The 17683-nt window shown below is 64.9% G+C and carries 16 protein-coding genes; 13 read left to right on the top strand and 3 right to left on the bottom strand.

Annotated elements, in window-relative coordinates; all coding sequences use genetic code 11:
* Nucleotides 1-248 precede the first annotated feature (248 nt).
* On the top strand, nt 249-524 hold the full coding sequence (locus QX132_RS08340; protein WP_008961835.1) for a DUF2312 domain-containing protein: 276 nt from the start codon (nt 249-251) through the stop codon (nt 522-524).
* A 148-nt stretch (nt 525-672) separates the two neighbouring features.
* Here QX132_RS08340 and QX132_RS08335 read toward each other — a convergent pair whose 3' ends face one another.
* The 3 genes from QX132_RS08335 to QX132_RS08325 all read right to left on the bottom strand — a co-directional run bounded on the left by QX132_RS08335 (nt 673) and on the right by QX132_RS08325 (nt 6536).
* A complete protein-coding gene (locus QX132_RS08335) occupies nt 673-2328 on the bottom strand; it encodes a DUF882 domain-containing protein (RefSeq protein WP_316160713.1) in 1656 nt (551 codons plus the stop codon).
* Between the two features lie 270 nt (nt 2329-2598).
* On the bottom strand, nt 2599-4656 hold the full coding sequence (locus tag QX132_RS08330) for a murein L,D-transpeptidase (protein ID WP_316160789.1): 2058 nt from the start codon (nt 4654-4656) through the stop codon (nt 2599-2601).
* Nucleotides 4657-5042: 386 nt separating this feature from the next.
* Nucleotides 5043-6536, bottom strand: a complete 1494-nt coding sequence (locus QX132_RS08325; protein WP_316160711.1) for a sigma-54 dependent transcriptional regulator — start codon at nt 6534-6536, stop codon at nt 5043-5045.
* A 120-nt stretch (nt 6537-6656) separates the two neighbouring features.
* Here QX132_RS08325 and QX132_RS08320 point away from each other — a divergent pair, with 120 nt between their 5' ends.
* From QX132_RS08320 to QX132_RS08265, 12 genes are all read left to right on the top strand, one after another.
* Nucleotides 6657-8639, top strand: coding sequence for a M3 family oligoendopeptidase (locus QX132_RS08320; protein ID WP_316160710.1), 1983 nt, complete (start codon nt 6657-6659; stop codon nt 8637-8639).
* Nucleotides 8640-8720: 81 nt separating this feature from the next.
* Nucleotides 8721-8945: a MazE family transcriptional regulator gene (locus QX132_RS08315; RefSeq protein ID WP_015664446.1), complete on the top strand. Its 225-nt coding sequence runs from the start codon at nt 8721-8723 to the stop codon at nt 8943-8945.
* Entirely contained in the window at nt 8942-9337 is a 396-nt protein-coding gene (locus QX132_RS08310) for a type II toxin-antitoxin system death-on-curing family toxin (RefSeq protein ID WP_316160707.1), read from the top strand. Before QX132_RS08315 ends, QX132_RS08310 begins: the two co-directional genes overlap by 4 nt.
* A gap of 105 nt (nt 9338-9442) precedes the next feature.
* Nucleotides 9443-9595 carry an aa3-type cytochrome c oxidase subunit IV gene (locus QX132_RS08305; RefSeq protein ID WP_315736334.1) on the top strand — a complete coding sequence of 51 codons (153 nt, stop codon included), beginning with the start codon at nt 9443-9445 and terminating at the stop codon, nt 9593-9595.
* A gap of 140 nt (nt 9596-9735) precedes the next feature.
* Nucleotides 9736-10863, top strand: a complete 1128-nt coding sequence (locus QX132_RS08300; protein WP_315795778.1) for a Re/Si-specific NAD(P)(+) transhydrogenase subunit alpha — start codon at nt 9736-9738, stop codon at nt 10861-10863.
* An 11-nt stretch (nt 10864-10874) separates the two neighbouring features.
* The gene (locus QX132_RS08295; protein WP_284420324.1) at nt 10875-11192 is read left to right on the top strand and encodes a proton-translocating transhydrogenase family protein; all 318 of its coding nucleotides are present in this window, start codon (nt 10875-10877) and stop codon (nt 11190-11192) included.
* Between the two features lie 45 nt (nt 11193-11237).
* Entirely contained in the window at nt 11238-12635 is a 1398-nt protein-coding gene (locus QX132_RS08290; protein ID WP_315777751.1) for an NAD(P)(+) transhydrogenase (Re/Si-specific) subunit beta, read from the top strand.
* Nucleotides 12636-12653: 18 nt separating this feature from the next.
* Nucleotides 12654-13454: an alpha/beta hydrolase gene (locus QX132_RS08285; RefSeq protein ID WP_315736337.1), complete on the top strand. Its 801-nt coding sequence runs from the start codon at nt 12654-12656 to the stop codon at nt 13452-13454.
* Between the two features lie 94 nt (nt 13455-13548).
* Nucleotides 13549-14886: a sodium:proton antiporter gene (locus QX132_RS08280; RefSeq protein WP_316160704.1), complete on the top strand. Its 1338-nt coding sequence runs from the start codon at nt 13549-13551 to the stop codon at nt 14884-14886.
* 115 nt (nt 14887-15001) lie between these two features.
* Nucleotides 15002-16099, top strand: coding sequence for an ionic transporter y4hA (locus QX132_RS08275; protein ID WP_315756068.1), 1098 nt, complete (start codon nt 15002-15004; stop codon nt 16097-16099).
* A gap of 15 nt (nt 16100-16114) precedes the next feature.
* Nucleotides 16115-16399, top strand: a complete 285-nt coding sequence (locus QX132_RS08270) for a cupin domain-containing protein (protein WP_316160702.1) — start codon at nt 16115-16117, stop codon at nt 16397-16399.
* Between the two features lie 238 nt (nt 16400-16637).
* A complete protein-coding gene (locus QX132_RS08265; RefSeq protein ID WP_315736340.1) occupies nt 16638-17546 on the top strand; it encodes a hypothetical protein in 909 nt (302 codons plus the stop codon).
* Nucleotides 17547-17683 lie beyond the last annotated feature (137 nt).

Below are 17683 nucleotides of genomic sequence, written 5' to 3'. Positions count from 1 at the left end.
CGCGCGAGCCCAGACTTGGCAGGGGCTTCGAAGGCGAATCGGGTCCTGCGCAGGATGGTGACGAAACACAAGTGGCGCGGCCGGCTTGCGTGGGCTTCACGCTGCGCAGGCCAACAAGATGTGGGCCGCTCTGTGGATGAGGGCGATGTCGCCTTGACGCGGGGCACGCCAGATTTGAGGGTCGCGGCGAACATGTAGCGCCCTTTGGCGCCTTCCTTGGACACACGAGTTCCACTCAGGAGTATCAGATGGCCACCTCCGCCGCCGCGAAGGACGACGACTCGCCCGCGACCCGCTTTGCCGTAGACCAGCTCAAGTCGATCATCGAGCGGATCGAGCGTCTCGAAGAGGAGAAGAAGGCGATCTCCGAAGACATCAAGGACGTCTACGCCGAGAGCAAGGGCAATGGCTTCGACGTCAAGGCGCTGCGCACGATCATCCGGCTGCGCAAGCAGGACCCGAACGAGCGCCAGGAAGAGGAAAGCATCCTCGAGACCTATATGCAGGCGCTCGGAATGATCTGAGCAGCCGGCCTCGCTCACCTGGAGCAGACCTCGGCTGCCCCTGACGGGGGATTCGCTTTCTCCCGGTTCGCGCCGGCGGCATGCGGCCATCGACGCTGCACCCCAGCTCGTCAATGCTGAGGAGAACGACGAACCGGCTGCCGCGGCGTCAGCGCAAGGCTGCCGCGCGCATGGCGAAGGATTTGGTTTCGAGCTTGACGATTGCCGGCCCTGTGAACTGATCGTAGCTTAGTCCCGGCGTCGGCTCGGCGGTGAAGCTCATCGCCAGCGCGACCTGCGGCTTGACGAAATAGCTGCGCATCACGGTGAGGTCCACGTCGCCCATTTTCGTCACGGACATCGATGACGACGCGCTCGGCGTCAGCATGATGGCCCGCATCCAGGTCGAATCGGGACCCTTGGCCGCCGAGATTCGCGTCGCCATCGTGATGGCGCCGTCCTGACCTTGGCCGTTCTTCGCGGCCGCCGGGGCGGCCTCAGGCACCGGCGCGACGCTGCGGGGCGCCGGGCGGGAGTTTCGCACCGGGATGGGGGCCGTGGAGGCGACATTGGCGCGATCGACCGGAGAGGAGGCCGGGGGTGCGAAGGCCATGGCCTGCATCAGGCTTGCGGTCTGCTGCTGATCGATCGATGACAGCGCACGGCGCGCCGTGATCGCGGCAACCTGCTCGGGGGTGGCCTGCTTCGGCGTGCCGGGATTGTCACCCCAGAAGCCGCGCGAATTGATGATGTCGGCGACGCTCTGCGGCGCGCCGTCCCTGGATTTGCTGCCGACGGCGCTTGTCGTTTCGGACTTCGTCTCGGGCTTGGTCGCCGCGGGCTGAGCGGCAGATTGCGCATCCGCGGAGGCCAACTGCAGGGCATTGGCGATCTTGCCGCGCGTGGTGGCGGCTTTGCCGTCCACCGATCGCTCGACGGTCCGGCCGTCCTTGTCGGAGCTCTTGTCAGCCGGCTTCGCGGCGAGTGCCGCAGTCTGGACCGGCTTGGCGTCGGCCTTGCTCTCGCTCTCGCCAGACTCCTCGTCATCCTCGCTCGGACGACCGCGGAACAGCCGTGCAAACAGGTTGGGGCGGCTGGACGACGCGTCATCGCCATTGCCACGTTTCTCGATCTCGGCCTTGGCCAGCTCATAGCCCTTGAGCGGAACGCCGTTGCTCGGCACGTGAACGGTCTTGCCGTCCGGGAACACGCGGGCGAGCTGGTCAGCCGTCATCCGCGGCCAGTGCCGGATGTTGCCGGTGTCGAGGTGCACGAAGGGCGAGCCGGAAGTCGGGTAGAAGCCGACGCCGCCGCGCTGCAGGCGCAGGCCGGCGAAGCGGATCTGCTCCAGCGGCACGTTCGGAATGTAGAAATCCATCGCGTGGCCCAGCATGTGCTGGCTGTGCCGCGCCACCCCGGAATGCGCCGAGCGACGGCGCAGCATCGAGTTGGTGGCGGGCGACCGGTACGACGAGATGATCTGGATCGGCTGCTTGGCGTCGACGTCGCGATAGACCTCCCAGAGGATGTCGAACAGGCGGCGGTCCATGACCGTCTCGTCCTGGGTACGCCAGTCGCGGAGGAAGTGATTGAGCTTCTTCAGCGCGTCTTCGTCATAGCGGCCCTCGCGCTTGAAGGTGACCGTCAGGTCCTCGCCGGAATGGGTGTGGTGAAAGGAGAGGGTGTGGGTTTCATTCAGCGCCGCCGCGTCATGCACCGAGCCGGCGCCGATGAGCAGCAGCAGCGCCGCCAGCCCGCATTGGCATCCAGCCTTCCAACCCGCCCTCGTGAGCGAAACAGATTGGCGCGCGAAAACAGACAGCAAGATGCAGCCACCCCGTCGACGAGCGTTTACTCGATGACCCTCTTGCGGCCCGTCCGGCGGAAGAGAGAGGAAACGCTTACCTAAGGCGGGATGGTTAAGGGATACTGACCGACCCGCCCCCCAATTACCCTTAACATATACTCTTGAGTGTGGCGAAAAAGAGCCATCGAATCTTGGTTGATCATTGTGGTTAACCTAAAGCAAAGGCCCCGCCGATCGGCGAGGCCTTTGATCTCAAAATGGAAATTTTGACCGTGATCGGCGGCCTGATCAGCGGGTGAAGACCCGCCGGGCAGGGCGGCCGACCGGCGCCGGCGGCGTCGGCAGGCCACCGCCGCCGAACAGGCGCTCGAAGAAGTTCGGGCCGGAGGAGAAGCTGTTGTCGCTGATGTTGACCGAGTTCGGCAGCGGCCCCTTCGGACGCGCGTAGCTCGGTTGGGCGTGGGCGACGACGTTCTCGAGATCCTTGCCGCGGTTGTTCTTCAGGATCGAGATCATGGTCGCGTCGCGGCCGTAGATGTCCTTGCGGAATTGCAGCTTGCCGGCTTCGTCGACGAAGGCGGTCTGGTAGGTGATGTTGACCGGGATCGGCGTCGGGAATTTCAGGTCGATCTCGCTGCGGCCGTACATGCTGCGGATGCGCTCGGGCGTGTAGCGCTCGTTCGGCATGGTGATGTTGAGCAGGACCGACGCGTACTGATCCGGATACTGCACGCGCATGCAGCCATGGCTGAAGGCGCGCTCGTCACGGGCGAACAGGTTCTTGTCCGGCGTGTCGTGCTGATAGACCAGGAACTTGTTCGGGAAGTTGAAGCGGATGCGGCCGAGCGCGTTGGCCTCGCCCGGCGGCTGCGAGATGTGGATCGAGCCGTCGCGCGCGCGCTCCAGCCGCAGGCCCATGCGGTCGAGCACGGTCGGATCCTGCTGCAACGCCGGCAGATACTCGTTGTAGATGATCGACGGCGGCACGTTCCAGGTCGGATTGACCGTGATGAACTTCATCGTCTCGCTGAGCAACGGCGTCGCATGCTGCCCCGGCTTGCCGGTCACCACGCGGGTGGTCCACACCTGCGCGCCGTGCTGCATCACCTTCAGCGTGTAGTCGGGAATGTTGAGGATCACATAAGCGTCGCCGATCGCGGGCGCTCCGAGGTCGCGCGGCAGCCAGCGCCAGCGCTCCATGTTGACGAGGACCGTATCGATCTGCTTGTCGCGCTTGGGCGTGTTCAGCGCCTTCACGGTGCGGTCGTCGAGCACCCCGGTCGGCTTGAGGTCGACGCTTTCCTGGAACTTGCGGACGGCGGCGGCGACCTTGGCGTCATAGCGGATGTCGTCGGCGTTCTCGGTGATGCCGAGCTTGGCGCGCAGCTTGGGCACGCGCGGGTCGGACATCTGCGCCTCGGCCTCCGGCGCATTCTTGCCGCGGGCAGGGGCGTATTTCAGCGGCTGGCCGTCGTCGATGATAACGGGCGCGCCGTCGCTGACGCCGCGCAGCTCGGCGAGCTTGGCCTTCAGCAGCTTGTAGAGCTTGTGCGGCGGGTTGTAGCTCTCCAGCGCCGCGGAGGCATCCTTTGCGCCGGTGACGTTGGCCAGCACCTCGTTCGGATCGACCGGATGCTCGGGATATTGGATATCCGCTGAGACCTGCGACCAGTGCATGCGGCCGCTCTGCGCCTGGCGCGCGTAGTCCATCATGCTCTCGGTGAGTCTGAGATCCGCCTCCGCCAGCGCGTCCGGTGCGGAGGCTGCGGCTGCGAAATCCGGCACCGGATAGTCGCCGGGATTGAGGCCATCGGCTGCTGCATCCCTGAGACGGGCGATGACGCCCTTCGCGGCGGCTGTCAGATTGCCGCCCTGGGTCCAGATCGGCGCGTAGTCGCGGCCGGTGTAGAATTTCTCGACGGCGGCGCGTTCGGCCTTGCGGTCGAAATACCTTGTCGCCTTGCTCGCCATCAGGTCGCGCAGACGGTCGGCAACGGGCTGGTCGGCGGCGGGAACGGTGCTGGCGGCCTTGACCGGGTCTGGGACCGTCGCGGTCGCAGGGGCCGCTGCCGGCGGCGTGGCGACGGTTTTGGCGGGATCGGCCGCAGGCGCCGCGGCAGAGTCGAGCGGCTTGGTCGTCGTCTCGGGCGACTTGGCCTGGTCGGGCGACACGGTGGCGGTGGTGTCGAGTTTGAAGTCACTGGCGGTCGGCGGCGGCACGTTGGCCGGCTCGGGGAACGGGATCGCCGCATCGATGGCGAGCTCGGCCGCGCTGTTGCGGGGCGGACCGCTCTGGGCGAAAGCAGAGGTCGAGGACACCGCGAGGAAGGTCGCCGCGACAGCCATGAGCACGCGGTCATATCCGCCACGGGTGGTCACACAATCTCGCATCATCAATCCCTCGGATGATCTGTCCCGGCTGGAACAGGGGTAACAAGGTCGATCCGCCAGCTTCGGCGCGGGTACCGCCTGTGAGGATGGTTCACATCTGCACGCAATGATTCACGCCCAAACGATACTCAAGCCCCATTTCTGCGGCCAGCGCCACACGGGACAACTCACGACAAACTGACTCTTGGGAAACCCCGGCCAAACCGATCGTGCGTTTGTGCCACGCGTTATTTCCTTTGTCTGTCACCGCAAGGCAACGGTTCAGATGTTCCAGTGTTGCCAAGACTTGCGGCCTTTTTCGGACGACAGCCAAGCGCAACCATGGTGCGGATCCGAGCGGCTCAGCCGAGCGGCGGGCTTTCCGTCGTGGGGGTCTCGTCATTGGCTTCGTCGAGCTTGCGGTAGAGCGTCGAGCGTCCGATTTTGAGGCGGCGCGCCACCTCCGACATCTGGCCGCGGTAATGGGCGATGGCGAAGCGGATGATCTCATGCTCCATCTCCTCGAGCGGCCGCACCTCGCCGCTTGCGGTGAGCAGCGGCAGGAACCCGTGCGAGGGCAGGGGGGCAATGGGGACTTCACTTCCCGGCACCATCGCAGGCAGCGCCGGAACAGGCCGCTCCACGGTGAGGGCCGGCGCAGGCTCCACCGGCGGTGCGTGGGTGGGAATCAGTGGAAAATCGGCCACGCCGAGCTGGTCACTCTCGCCCATGACGACGGCGCGGTAGACCGCGTTTTCCAACTGGCGGATGTTGCCGGGCCAGTCGAGCTTGGTCAGATAGGCGACGGCCTCACCGGTGATGCCCGAAATGGCGCGGTTCTCCTCGGCCGCGAACCGCGCGAGGAAATGCCGCAACAAATGCGGGATGTCCTCGCGGCGGGTGCGCAGCGGCGGAACGGTGAGCGGCAGCACATGCAGCCGGTAGAACAGATCCTCGCGGAAGTGGCCTTCCTTGACGCGGTCGAGCAGCCTGCGATTGGTCGCCGAGATGATGCGGACGTCGACCTTGACCGGCTTGCGGCCGCCGACGGCTTCCACGGCGCCCTCCTGCAGGGCGCGCAGCAGCTTGACCTGGGCGGTAAGCGGCAGCTCCGAGACCTCATCGAGGAACAGCGTGCCGCCATGGGCTTCGACGAACTTGCCCATGTGACGCTCGGTCGCGCCGGTGAATGCGCCCTTCTCGTGACCGAACAGGATCGATTCCACCAGATTGTCCGGGATCGCGCCGCAATTGACGGCAACGAACGGTTTCGTCTTGCGCTCGCTGGTGCCGTGGATGGCGCGGGCGAACAGCTCCTTGCCGACGCCTGATTCGCCTTCGATCAGCACCGGGATCGACGAGGCCGCGGCCTTCTCGGCGATGCGCAGGATCGGCGCCATCGCCTCCGCGCGGGTGATGATGTCGGCGAAGGTCAGGCGCCCTTCGCGACTGTGCCGGATGCGCTGCAACTCGCCCTTCAAGGCCGAGGTATTGAGCGCATTACGCAACGAGACCTGGAGCCGCTCGATGCCGACCGGCTTGACGACGAAGTCCTGCGCGCCGGCGCGCATTGCGGAGACGACGTTGTCGATGCCGCCATGCGCGGTCTGCACGATCACGGGTATCGAGATCCCCATCTCGCGCATCTTGGAGAGGACACCCATGCCGTCGAGGCCGGGCATCACGAGATCGAGCACGATGGCGTCGATGGGGCCGGCATCAGGATTCGTCAGCTTCTCGACGACGGCATCGCCGGTCTCGACGACGACCGCCTCGTAGCCGCATTTCTGCACCATGTTCTCCACCAGCCGGCGCTGGACCGGATCATCATCGGCAATCAAAATGCTGGCAGCCATGGCTTTCCTTGCACGCTACGACTATCTGTCTCGAATCGGGGCACTCTCGCCGACGCCGATTAACGCAACCTTAAACCTCGCTGATCGGGATACACGTTCGAACAACAGGTTACCCATCCGATGACCTCGCGCGCTTCTTCTGCCCTTCGCAAGCCGACCAAAGCTGCTCCTCCGCCCAAAACCGCGTCAAAGACTGCCAAGGCCAAACCGGCCAAGAAGTCCGTCGTCAAGACTCCGTCGAAGCAGGCAGTCGCCAAGGCCAAGCGTGGCGCGACGGCCAAATCGTCTGCAAAGCCGGCGAAGAAGGTGGTCGCGGCCAAGACGGGGATCGGGACGCTGCCCGAATGGAATCTCGGCGATCTTTATATGGGCATCGACGCGCCGGAGATCGCTCACGATCTCGCGAAGATGGATTCCGAATGCGTCGCGTTTGAGACCGACTACAAGGGCAAGCTCGCCGAGCATGTCGCGCGCGAGGATGGCGGCGAATGGCTCGCAGAAGCCGTGCGGCGCTACGAGGCGATCGACGATCTCGCCGGGCGGCTCGGTTCGTTCGCCGGTCTTGCGCATGCCGGCGACAGCGTCGATCCGGCGATCTCCAAATTCTACGGCGACATCTCGGAGCGGCTGACGGCGGCGTCGACGCATCTGCTGTTCTTCCCGCTCGAGCTCAACCGCATCGACGACGCCGTGATCGAGCGCGCGATGGAGACGCCCGCGCTCGGCCATTACCGGCCGTGGATCGAGGACCTGCGCAAGGACAAGCCGTATCAGCTCGAGGACCGCGTCGAGCAGCTGTTCCACGAAAAGTCGCAGACCGGATACTCGGCCTGGAACAGGTTGTTCGACCAGACCATCGCTGGCCTGCGGTTTCAGGTCGGAGGTAAGGAGCTCGCGATCGAGCCGACGCTGAATTTCCTGCAGGACCGTGACGGCGCCAAGCGCAAGGCGGCCGCCGAGGCGCTGGCAAAAACCTTCAAGGCCAATGAGCGCACCTTCGCGCTGATCACCAACACGCTCGCCAAGGACAAGGACATCTCGGACCGCTGGCGCGGTTTCCAGGATGTCGCCGACTCCCGCCACTTGAACAATCGCGTCGAGCGCGAGGTGGTCGATGCACTGGTGGCCTCGGTGCGCGCGGCCTATCCGAAGCTGTCGCATCGCTACTACCAGCTCAAGGCGCGCTGGTTCAAAAAGAAGAAGCTGGCGCATTGGGACCGCAATGCGCCGCTGCCCTTCGCCGCCAATGCCACCATTGCGTGGCCGGAGGCCAAGAGCATGGTGCTGACGGCCTATCGCGGCTTCTCGCCGGAGATGGCCGACATCGCGCAGCGCTTCTTCGACCAGAGCTGGATCGATGCGCCGGTGCGGCCCGGCAAGGCGCCGGGAGCGTTCTCGCATCCGACCACGCCGTCGGCGCATCCCTATGTGCTGATGAACTATCAGGGCAAGCCGCGTGACGTCATGACGCTCGCGCATGAGCTCGGCCACGGCGTGCACCAGGTGCTGGCGGCGAGGCAAGGCGCGCTGATGGCGCCGACGCCGCTGACCTTGGCGGAGACCGCGAGCGTGTTCGGCGAGATGCTGACGTTCAAGCGGCTGCTATCCGAGACCAAGGACGCCAGGCAGCGTCAGGCGCTGCTCGCCGGCAAGGTCGAGGACATGATCAACACCGTGGTGCGGCAGATCGCGTTCTATTCGTTCGAGCGCGCGGTGCATACCGAGCGCAAGAACGGCGAGCTGACCGCCGAGCGGCTCGGGCAGCTCTGGCTCTCGGTGCAGACCGAGAGTCTCGGCGAGGCGATCGAGATCAAGCCGGGCTACGAAAACTTCTGGATGTACATCCCGCACTTCATCCATTCGCCGTTCTACGTCTACGCCTATGCGTTCGGCGACTGCCTCGTGAACTCGCTCTATGCGGTCTACGAGCACGCCGCCGAGGGGTTTGCCGAGCGCTATCTGGCGATGCTCGCGGCCGGCGGCACCAAACATTATTCCGAACTGCTCAAGCCGTTCGGCCTGGACGCCAAGGACCCCAAATTCTGGGACGGCGGTCTCTCAGTCATCGCCGGCATGATCGACGAGCTGGAGGCGATGGGGTAGGGGCGTAAAACATTTGTTGAACGGATTGAAGAGGCGCGTTATACATTTGTATAACGCGCCTCTTTTTCGGAGCGGCCTGCTATGAAGATCGAAATCAAGAAGATCGGCAATTCCGACGGCCTGCTGTTGCCGCGCGAACTGATGCAGCGGCTCGATCTCAAACGCGGTCAGCAACTGCACATCGTCGAATTGCCCGGCGGCGGCTTCCAGGCGTTGCCCTATGATCCGGATTTCGAGCGGACGATGGAGATCGCGGACGAGATCATGGATGAGTATCGCGACACCCTGGCCGCGCTCGCCAAATGAGCGAGCAGCAGGGGCCGTTTTGGATCACCTACGAGCAGGCCGTCGCGATCCACGCCCGACAGTTGCGCCGCTTCGGCGGCGCGCCCGGGCCGCGCGACGAGGGCATGCTCCGCTCGGCCCTGGAGCGGCCCATTAACAAATGGAGCTATGAGCAGGCGACGCTTCCCGAGCTTGCCGCAGCCTATGCATTCGGACTGGCCAAGAACCACGCTTTCGTAGACGGCAATAGGCGGATCGCCTTCATGGCGATGATGACGTTTCTGCGGAGAAACGAAATCGCGTTCGCGCCCGAGCCGGCTCAGGCCACCGCCATGATCCTCGCCCTCGCTGCCGGCGAGGTCAGCGAGGCCAGCCTGACGCGCTGGATCCGTGACAATTGGCCTCGCCAATAGGGCGATCGGAAAACGCGATAAAACTGCCTTGCATGCCAGCCGTTGCCCTTGCATCGGCTTTGGGGTATGCGACCTTAACAAAGCATATTTCTCTGGGGGACCCCGATGGCAAACCATGGCGAGATCGCCTACTCGACGGCTGACGGCAACGACTATGTGGCGCATGAGGCCACCTACGAGGGCTTCATCAAGCTGGTGAAGTACGGCACGATCAGCGTCGCTCTCATCGTCATCTTGATGGCTATTTTCCTCGCTTAATGTCGCTCTCGGCCCGCCGGCATCCCCGCCGGCGGGCCTTCAGCTGACTGCCGAAGCCAAGTGCTAACTTGGCGTCATGCTGTAGCCCATGGACGTCCCGCCCTCTTAAAGCTCGCGCGCGCATTCGCGCCGGAGGCCTCATGAAGATTGCCGTCGCCAAGGAAATCGACCCGTTGGAGCCGCGGGTTGCCGCCTCTCCCGACACGGTGAAGAAGTTCAAGGCGTTGGGTGCCGAGATCGCGGTCGAGCCCGGCGCCGGCATCAAATCCGGCCTGCCGGACTCGGAATTCACGGCGGCGGGCGCAACCGTGAGCGCGGACGCGCTCAAGGATGCCGACATCATCATCAAGGTGAAGCGGCCGGAAGCCTCCGAACTCGCCAACTACCGGCGCGGCGCCTTGGTGTTCGCGATCATGGATCCTTACGGCAATGACGCGGCGCTCAAGGCCATGGCCGATGCCGGCATTGCCTCCTTCGCGATGGAGCTGATGCCGCGCATCACCCGCGCCCAGGTGATGGACGTGCTGTCGAGCCAGGCCAACCTTGCCGGCTACCGCGCCGTGATCGAGGGCGCCGGGGCCTTCGGCCGCGCCTTCCCGATGATGATGACCGCGGCCGGCACCGTGCCGGCGACCAAGGTGTTCGTGATGGGCGTCGGCGTCGCCGGCCTGCAGGCGATCGCGACCGCGCGCCGGCTCGGCGCCATGGTCTCTGCGACCGACGTGCGGCCGGCCACCAAGGAGCAGGTGGAGAGCCTCGGCGCCAAGTTCCTGGCGGTCGAGGACGAGGAGTTCAAGAACGCCCAGACGGCCGGCGGCTACGCCAAGGAGATGTCCAAGGAGTACCAGGCCAAGCAGGCGGCGCTGACGGCGGAACACATCAAGAAGCAGGACGTCATCATCACCACGGCGCTGATTCCCGGCCGTCCGGCGCCGCGCCTCGTCACCATGGAGATGGTGAAGTCGATGCGCCCGGGCTCGGTGCTGGTCGACCTCGCGGTCGAGCGCGGCGGCAATGTCGAGGGCGTCAAGCTGGGCGAGACCGTCGAGATCGACGGCGTCAAGATCATCGGCTACCCCAATCTCGCCGGCCGGGTCGCAGCTTCCGCCTCCGGTCTGTACGCCCGCAACCTGTTTTCCTTCATCGAGACGATGATCGACAAGAAGGAAAAGACACTGGCGGTCAACTGGGACGACGAACTGGTCAAGGCCACGGCGTTGACAAAGGATGGCGCCATCGTCCACCCGAACTTCCAGCCGAAGCCCTAAGGAGCAGAGCCATGGAACATGTCGTCCAAGCCGTCGACCCCTTCGTCTTCCGGCTGTCGATCTTCGTGCTGGCGGTGTTCGTCGGCTACTTCGTGGTGTGGTCGGTGACGCCGGCCCTGCACACGCCGCTGATGTCGGTGACCAATGCGATCTCCTCGGTGATCGTGGTCGGCGCGCTGCTGGCGGTCGGCGTTCCCATGCTGTCGAGCGGCAGCGGTCTGGCGCGGGCGTTCGGCTTCATCGCGCTGATCTTCGCCTGCGTGAACATCTTCGGCGGCTTCCTCGTCACCCAGCGCATGCTGGCGATGTACAAGAAGAAGTCCAAGTAACAACGCCGCACGACGCGGGATGACAGGCACAACGGGGCATCTGCAATGAACGCCAATCTGTCGGCACTCCTTTATCTCGTGGCAGGTGTGCTGTTCATCCTGTCTCTTCGCGGGCTGTCGAGTCCGGCCTCCAGCCGGCAAGGCAATTTCTTCGGCATGGCCGGCATGGCGATTGCGGTCGCCACCACGCTGGCCGGGCATCCCCCGGCAGATGCGATCGCCTGGATCCTCGTGGTCCTCGGCGTTGCGATCGGCGGCGGCATCGGCGCGGTGATCGCGCGCCGGGTGCCGATGACGTCGATGCCCGAGCTCGTGGCGGCGTTCCACTCGCTGGTCGGCATGGCCGCGGTGCTGGTCGCCGCCGGCGCGTTCTTCGCGCCGGAAGCCTTCGACATCGGCACGCCCGGCAACATCCATCCGCAGAGCCTGGTCGAAATGTCGCTCGGCGTCGCCATCGGCGCGCTGACCTTCACCGGCTCGGTCATCGCCTTCCTGAAGCTCTCGGCACGGATGAGCGGCGCGCCCATCATCCTGCCGGCGCGCCACATCATCAACATTGCGCTCGCCGTTGCGCTCGTCTTCTTCGTGGTCCGTCTGGTGATGACGGGCGGCGGGTTCGACTTCCTGATGGTGACGCTGCTGGCGCTGGCGCTCGGCGTGCTCATGATCATCCCGATCGGCGGCGCCGACATGCCGGTCGTGATCTCGATGCTGAACTCCTATTCGGGCTGGGCCGCGGCGGGTATCGGCTTCACGCTCGGCAATTCGGCCTTGATCATCACCGGCGCGCTGGTCGGCTCGTCCGGTGCGATCCTGTCCTACATCATGTGCCACGCGATGAACCGGTCCTTCATCTCGGTCATCCTCGGCGGCTTCGGCGGCGAGACCGCAGCGGCCGGCGGTGGTACCGGTGAGCAGAAGCCGGCCAAGCTCGGCTCGGCTGACGACGCGGCCTTCATCATGAAGAACGCCTCGAAGGTGATCATCGTGCCCGGCTACGGCATGGCGGTGGCCCAGGCCCAGCACGCGCTGCGCGAGATGGCCGACACGCTGAAGAAGGAAGGCGTCGAGGTGAAGTACGCCATTCATCCGGTCGCGGGCCGGATGCCCGGCCACATGAACGTGCTGCTCGCCGAAGCCAACGTCCCCTATGACGAGGTGTTCGAGCTCGAGGACATCAACTCGGAATTCGCCCAGGCCGACGTCGCCTTCGTGATCGGCGCCAACGACGTCACCAACCCGGCGGCTGAGGAGGACAAGTCCTCGCCGATCTACGGCATGCCGGTGCTGCAGGTCTGGAAGGCCGGCACCGTGATGTTCATCAAGCGCTCGCTCGCCTCGGGCTATGCCGGCATCGACAATCCGCTGTTCTACCGCGACAACACGATGATGCTGCTCGGCGACGCCAAGAAGATGACCGAGAACATCGTCAAGGGCATGTAGCTGGCATTATTGGGAGCCATGGCGGTCCTGAAATGGCTCCTGATTGTCGTGGTGGCGATCTACGCCACCGTGCTTGCTGTGCTGTTCATGCGCCAGCGCGCGATGCTATTTCCGATCCCGCCGGTCGGTCGCACCGCGCCGGACGCGGCCGGATTTCCGCAGGCTGAAGAGCACGTGCTGACCTCGGCCGACGGCGAGAAGGTCATCGCCTGGCATGTGCCGGCGCAGCCCGGCCGCAAGGTCGTGCTGTATTTCCCAGGCAATGGCGACTTCCTCGCCGGCGTGGTCTCGCGCTTCAAGGCGCTGACCTCCGACGGGACCGGCCTCGTCGCGCTGTCCTATCGCGGTTATGCAGGCTCGAGCGGCAACCCCAGTGAGCAGGGGCTGCTTCAGGATGCCGCAGCCGCCTATGCCTTCACGCGCGAGCGCTACGCGGCGGAGCGCATCGTGGCTTGGGGCTTTTCACTGGGCAGCGGCGTGGCCGCCGCGATCGCCGCTGAGCGTCCCATCGCCAGGCTGATCCTGGAGGCGCCCTATACGTCCACGGTCGACGTCGCCTCCGACATGCTCAAAGTGGTTCCCGTCAGCCTGCTGATGCGCGACCGCTTCCAATCCGATCAGCGCATCGCCAAGGTGCATGTGCCGCTGCTGATCATGCATGGCGCCAAAGATCCGGGGATTCCGATCCGCTTCGGGGAACGATTGTTCGCGCTTGCGCATGACCCCAAGCGCTTCGTACGGTTTCCCGACGGCGGACATAATGATCTGGATTTCTATGGTGCGACAGGTACGGCCAAGAGTTTCATCGACAGCCCGTAATGTCCTCGGTCGGTGGCCAGCTCTGCTTGTAGTCGCGATCGTCGCAGGTCTGCCGATCCCCGCGTATGCCGCCGCCGGCCTCGATGGCGCTGCGATGACCTGGCCGTTCGCGCTGCCGTTTGCGGGATTGCTGCTATCGATCGCGCTCGGCCCGCTGCTGTTTGCCCGCCTCTGGCATCACCATTACGGCAAGATCGCCTTGGCATGGGCCGTGGTGACGCTGGCGGCGCTGACCTGGCAGGCGGGACTGGCGGTCTCGCTCGCGTCCTTCATCCACGCGCTGCTCGCGGAGTATCTCAGCTTCATCGTGCTGCTGTTTGCGCTCTACACCGTCGCCGGCGGCATCCTGGTGACCGGCGACATCAGAGGTACGCCGGCGACCAATACGGCCATCCTGGCTCTCGGCACGATCATCGCGAGCGTGGTCGGCACGACGGGCGCCGCGATGATCCTGGTGCGTCCGCTGATCCGCGCCAATCTGACGCGGCCGCACAACGTGCACGTGCTGGTCTTCTTCATCATCCTGGCTGCCAATGTCGGTGGCGCGCTCAGCCCTCTGGGCGATCCGCCGCTGTTCGTCGGCTTTCTGCGCGGCGTCGATTTCTTCTGGACGACGCAACACCTCTGGCTGCAGACCGCGATCGTCGCCGGATTGCTGCTCATCGTCTTTGCCGCTATCGACTGGTGGCGCTTCCGAGCGGAGAAGCTTGCGTCGCAAGCGTTCGTAGCGAAGGAGCCGGTGCGCATTCGCGGCCTCATCAATATCGTTCTGATCGCCGCGATCGTTGCCAATACGCTGCTCTCGGCGACCTGGAAGCCAGGCATCTCCTTCGACGTCTTCGGCACGCATGTCGAGCTTCAGAACCTCGTGCGCGATGCCATCCTCGTGGCGATCGCCGGCCTGTCGCTCTGGCTCACGCCGGACGAGCACCGCGAGGCGAACGGGTTCAACTGGGAGCCGATCCGAGAGGTCGCCAAGCTGTTCGCGGCGATCTTCACCGCGATCGTCCCGGTCATCGCCATGCTGAACGCGGGGCGCAGTGGCTCGTTCGGCTGGCTCTTGGATGCCGTGACGACACCCGCCGGCGCGCCGAGAGAGGTCGCCTATTTCTGGTTCACGGGGCTGATGTCGGCCTTCCTCGACAATGCCCCGACCTATCTCTTGTTCTTCGAATTGGCGGGCGGCGATCCCAAGGTGCTGATGGGCGAACTCTCGGGCACGCTGGCGGCGATCTCGATGGGCGCCGTCTACATGGGTGCGCTGACCTACATTGGAAACGCGCCGAACTTCATGGTCGCAGCGATCGCCAATGAGCGCGGCATCAAGATGCCGAGTTTCTTCGGCTACATGCTGCGGGCAGGTGCCGTCCTCATTCCGCTGTTCGTGCTGCTGACCGTGCTTCCGATCCATCCGCTGCTCAGCCCGCATTGACCTGATCGACGGCACTTTCAGAGACCGCCCTGGTTGACCCTGTCACGGCCGGACCGCGTGACGATCGCCTCGCTGTCGCGCATAGTCGGACAGAACGGATCGAAGGACGCGAATCATGAGCGTGAAGGGCGCAACGCCCGCATCATCGGTGATCTTTCCCGGCCTGGCGGTCGCGCTCGTCGCGATCGTCACGGCGACGCATTATGACTTCACGCCTTCGGCCGCCGGCGTGGTCTTCGCCGCGGTGCTGCTGGTGATCCTGTTCGGCACGGTGTTCGCGGCCGTGCACCATGCCGAGGTGATCGCGCATGAGATCGGCGAGCCGTTCGGCACGCTGCTCCTGACCCTGGCGGTGACGGTGATCGAGGTGGCGCTGATCGCCACCATCATGCTCGGCGACAAGGCTGCGCCCGCGCTGGCCCGCGACACCGTGTTCGCGGTCGTCATGATCGTGTGCAACGGCCTGGCCGGCATCTGCATCTTCATCGGCGGCCTGCGCTATCGCGAGCAGGACGTGCTGGTCTCCGGTGCCAATCTGTATCTCAGCGTACTGTTCACGATGGCAACCATCACACTGGTGCTGCCGAATTATACCTTGACGTCGCCTGGTCCGGTGTATTCTGCCGTGCAGATCGCCTTCGTCAGCGTCGTGACGATCCTGCTCTACGCGGTGTTCCTGTATACGCAGACCACCCGCCATCGGGATTATTTCGTCGGCGGCTCGGCTGGGTTCGCCGATGACGATGTCCGGCTGCCGCGTGCGAAGCTGTTGCTCAGTGTCGGGCTGCTGCTGGTCGCACTGCTCGCTGTGGTCCTGCTTGCCAAGAAGTTCTCGCTGGTGGTCGACGCCGGCGTTGCCGCAACGGGTGCGCCGCAGGCGGTCGCAGGCGTGCTCGTGGCGCTGTTGATCCTGCTGCCGGAGAGTATCGCCGCCCTCTCGGCCGCCCGCGCCAACGACCTTCAGAAGAGCATCAATCTCGCGCTTGGCTCCTCGCTCGCCACCATAGGGCTGACCATCCCGGCAGTGGCGGTCGCCGCCCATGTGCTCGACAAGCAGCTCGTCCTCGGGCTGGACCCGCAGGGAATAGTGCTGCTGGTCCTGACCTTCGTCCTAAGCATGCTGACCTTCGGCACGGGACGGACGAACATCCTGTTCGGGCTGGTGCACATGGTGGTGTTCGCGATATTCCTGTTCCTGCTCTTCGTCCCCTGATTCAAGAGATCTCCCATGCTCAGCGCCCAGTCCGACCTCCAGGTCGATACGCCCGAAGTCCGCGTCACGGAGTGGCGGCTATTGCCCGGCAGTGCGACGGGGCGCCATATCCATGAGATGGATTATGTCATCGTGCCGGTCACCGCGGGCGAGATGACGATCGTGGCGCCGTCCGGCGAGCGCTCGAAGGCGCAGCTCGCGGTCGGCAAATCCTATTTCCGCAAAGCCGGTGTCGAACACGATGTGCTGAACGAGACCGGTTCCGAGATCGTTTTCCTCGAGGTTGAATTGAAGCCGTAACCATTTGTTTACCGGGATGCCGCTGATTGTGGTATCTTGAGCCGGCGATCCGGAAGCAGTTGGCAGCGCCCATACGATCTTGGATTGCAGCACGGCTTCGGTCTCAAAGGGCTTCAGGAGAACGACTTTTCGGCGGTTGCGCCTGCAGGGATCGCAGGTTGCGGGCTCCGGAAGGTACTGGGATGGTCCCTTAATTGTGCCTCAAAGTTCCCGCAAATACCGCGCGGGAGTGGTCAGCATGCTGAAATATCTCACAAAGTTCGCCATGGAGATCGTCCCGTCGGTGGTTGCCACCATCATCGGGGCCTACATCGTCAACCACTACATCAATACCAAGCCCGACTCGCCGCCATCGACCGTGGCGGCGGTGGCGTCGGCTGCCTACGCCAAGCTCACCGGCTCAAAGAGCGACGCTCCGAAATCCACGGGCAAGGGGACCGACCCCGCCAAGCTGGAAGCGAAGGCCGATCCCAAGTCCGACGCCAAGCCGGCGGAAACGTCGACGGAGGTCTCCAGCATTCCCGCTCCTGGCATCAAGGCCAAGGGGGTCTCGGAGAAGTCGCTCGCCGACAAGGCTGCGGAGAAGGCCGTCGAAGTGAAGCCGACCGAAACAGCGAGCCTCCCGACCGATGTGCAGGCCGCGCGCCATCCCGGGTCGCCGCGGGAAAAGCTGATTGCGCGCGGTACTCCGGCCGAGGCCCCGGCGGCCCAGCAGGACGATCGCCGGGATGCTGCTGATCTCGCCCGCGCGGCGATCGAGCGGTTGCGCGCGAGCGAAGGTGCCGGCAAGACGGCTGCCGAGAAGCCGTCGAGCGATGCAGCCCGGGGCGCTGGCGAGACCCCGCGCATCGCGACCGTCGCGCCACAGGTGTCGCCGGTCCGTCCGCTGCCGCCTCCCGTGACGGTCTCTGCGCCACCGGCCGAGCAGGGCTTTGCCTTGCCGTCGGCCTCGAGCCCGACCTACACGGGATCATTGCAGCCGGACGGGCGCCCGACCCCGCCGGCGGAGATCCCTGTCCAGCAGTTGCGTCCGCTCGACCTGCGCGCCGACAAGACTGATCCATCGATCAAGGACCAGATGTCCAGCGTGGCGCAGGACATGATGTCGGCGGCGAAATCGGTGTTCCACTCAGTGCTGCCGAAATAGCCGGTCGAATCGTTCGCGGACGTGATCGAGGCGGTGGGCTTGGCCGGTCTGCCGCTTTTTCTTTGGAGTGGCGAGCTCTGCAGCGATGCGAGGGGCGGGCGCAGCAACCCGGATTCAATCCGGTCGCCGGATGGCCA

This window comes from Bradyrhizobium sp. SZCCHNRI20481, assembly GCF_032485055.1.
Lineage (GTDB): Bacteria > Pseudomonadota > Alphaproteobacteria > Rhizobiales > Xanthobacteraceae > Bradyrhizobium.
Note: the sequence above shows the minus strand (reverse complement) of the source record. Positions and strands in the feature narration are given on the sequence as shown.

Bases quoted from the DNA above. Each gene is read 5' to 3' on its own strand.
- QX132_RS08340 (WP_008961835.1), top strand. From the start codon at position 249: ATGGCCACCTCCGCCGCCGCGAAGGACGACGACTCGCCCGCGACCCGC.
- QX132_RS08330 (WP_316160789.1), bottom strand. From the start codon at position 4,656: ATGGCTGTCGCGGCGACCTTCCTCGCGGTGTCCTCGACCTCTGCTTTC.
- QX132_RS08325 (WP_316160711.1), bottom strand. From the start codon at position 6,536: ATGGCTGCCAGCATTTTGATTGCCGATGATGATCCGGTCCAGCGCCGG.
- QX132_RS08320 (WP_316160710.1), top strand. From the start codon at position 6,657: ATGACCTCGCGCGCTTCTTCTGCCCTTCGCAAGCCGACCAAAGCTGCT.
- QX132_RS08315 (WP_015664446.1), top strand. From the start codon at position 8,721: ATGAAGATCGAAATCAAGAAGATCGGCAATTCCGACGGCCTGCTGTTG.
- QX132_RS08310 (WP_316160707.1), top strand. From the start codon at position 8,942: ATGAGCGAGCAGCAGGGGCCGTTTTGGATCACCTACGAGCAGGCCGTC.
- QX132_RS08305 (WP_315736334.1), top strand. From the start codon at position 9,443: ATGGCAAACCATGGCGAGATCGCCTACTCGACGGCTGACGGCAACGAC.
- QX132_RS08300 (WP_315795778.1), top strand. From the start codon at position 9,736: ATGAAGATTGCCGTCGCCAAGGAAATCGACCCGTTGGAGCCGCGGGTT.
- QX132_RS08295 (WP_284420324.1), top strand. From the start codon at position 10,875: ATGGAACATGTCGTCCAAGCCGTCGACCCCTTCGTCTTCCGGCTGTCG.
- QX132_RS08290 (WP_315777751.1), top strand. From the start codon at position 11,238: ATGAACGCCAATCTGTCGGCACTCCTTTATCTCGTGGCAGGTGTGCTG.
- QX132_RS08285 (WP_315736337.1), top strand. From the start codon at position 12,654: ATGGCGGTCCTGAAATGGCTCCTGATTGTCGTGGTGGCGATCTACGCC.
- QX132_RS08280 (WP_316160704.1), top strand. From the start codon at position 13,549: ATGACCTGGCCGTTCGCGCTGCCGTTTGCGGGATTGCTGCTATCGATC.
- QX132_RS08275 (WP_315756068.1), top strand. From the start codon at position 15,002: ATGAGCGTGAAGGGCGCAACGCCCGCATCATCGGTGATCTTTCCCGGC.
- QX132_RS08270 (WP_316160702.1), top strand. From the start codon at position 16,115: ATGCTCAGCGCCCAGTCCGACCTCCAGGTCGATACGCCCGAAGTCCGC.
- QX132_RS08265 (WP_315736340.1), top strand. From the start codon at position 16,638: ATGCTGAAATATCTCACAAAGTTCGCCATGGAGATCGTCCCGTCGGTG.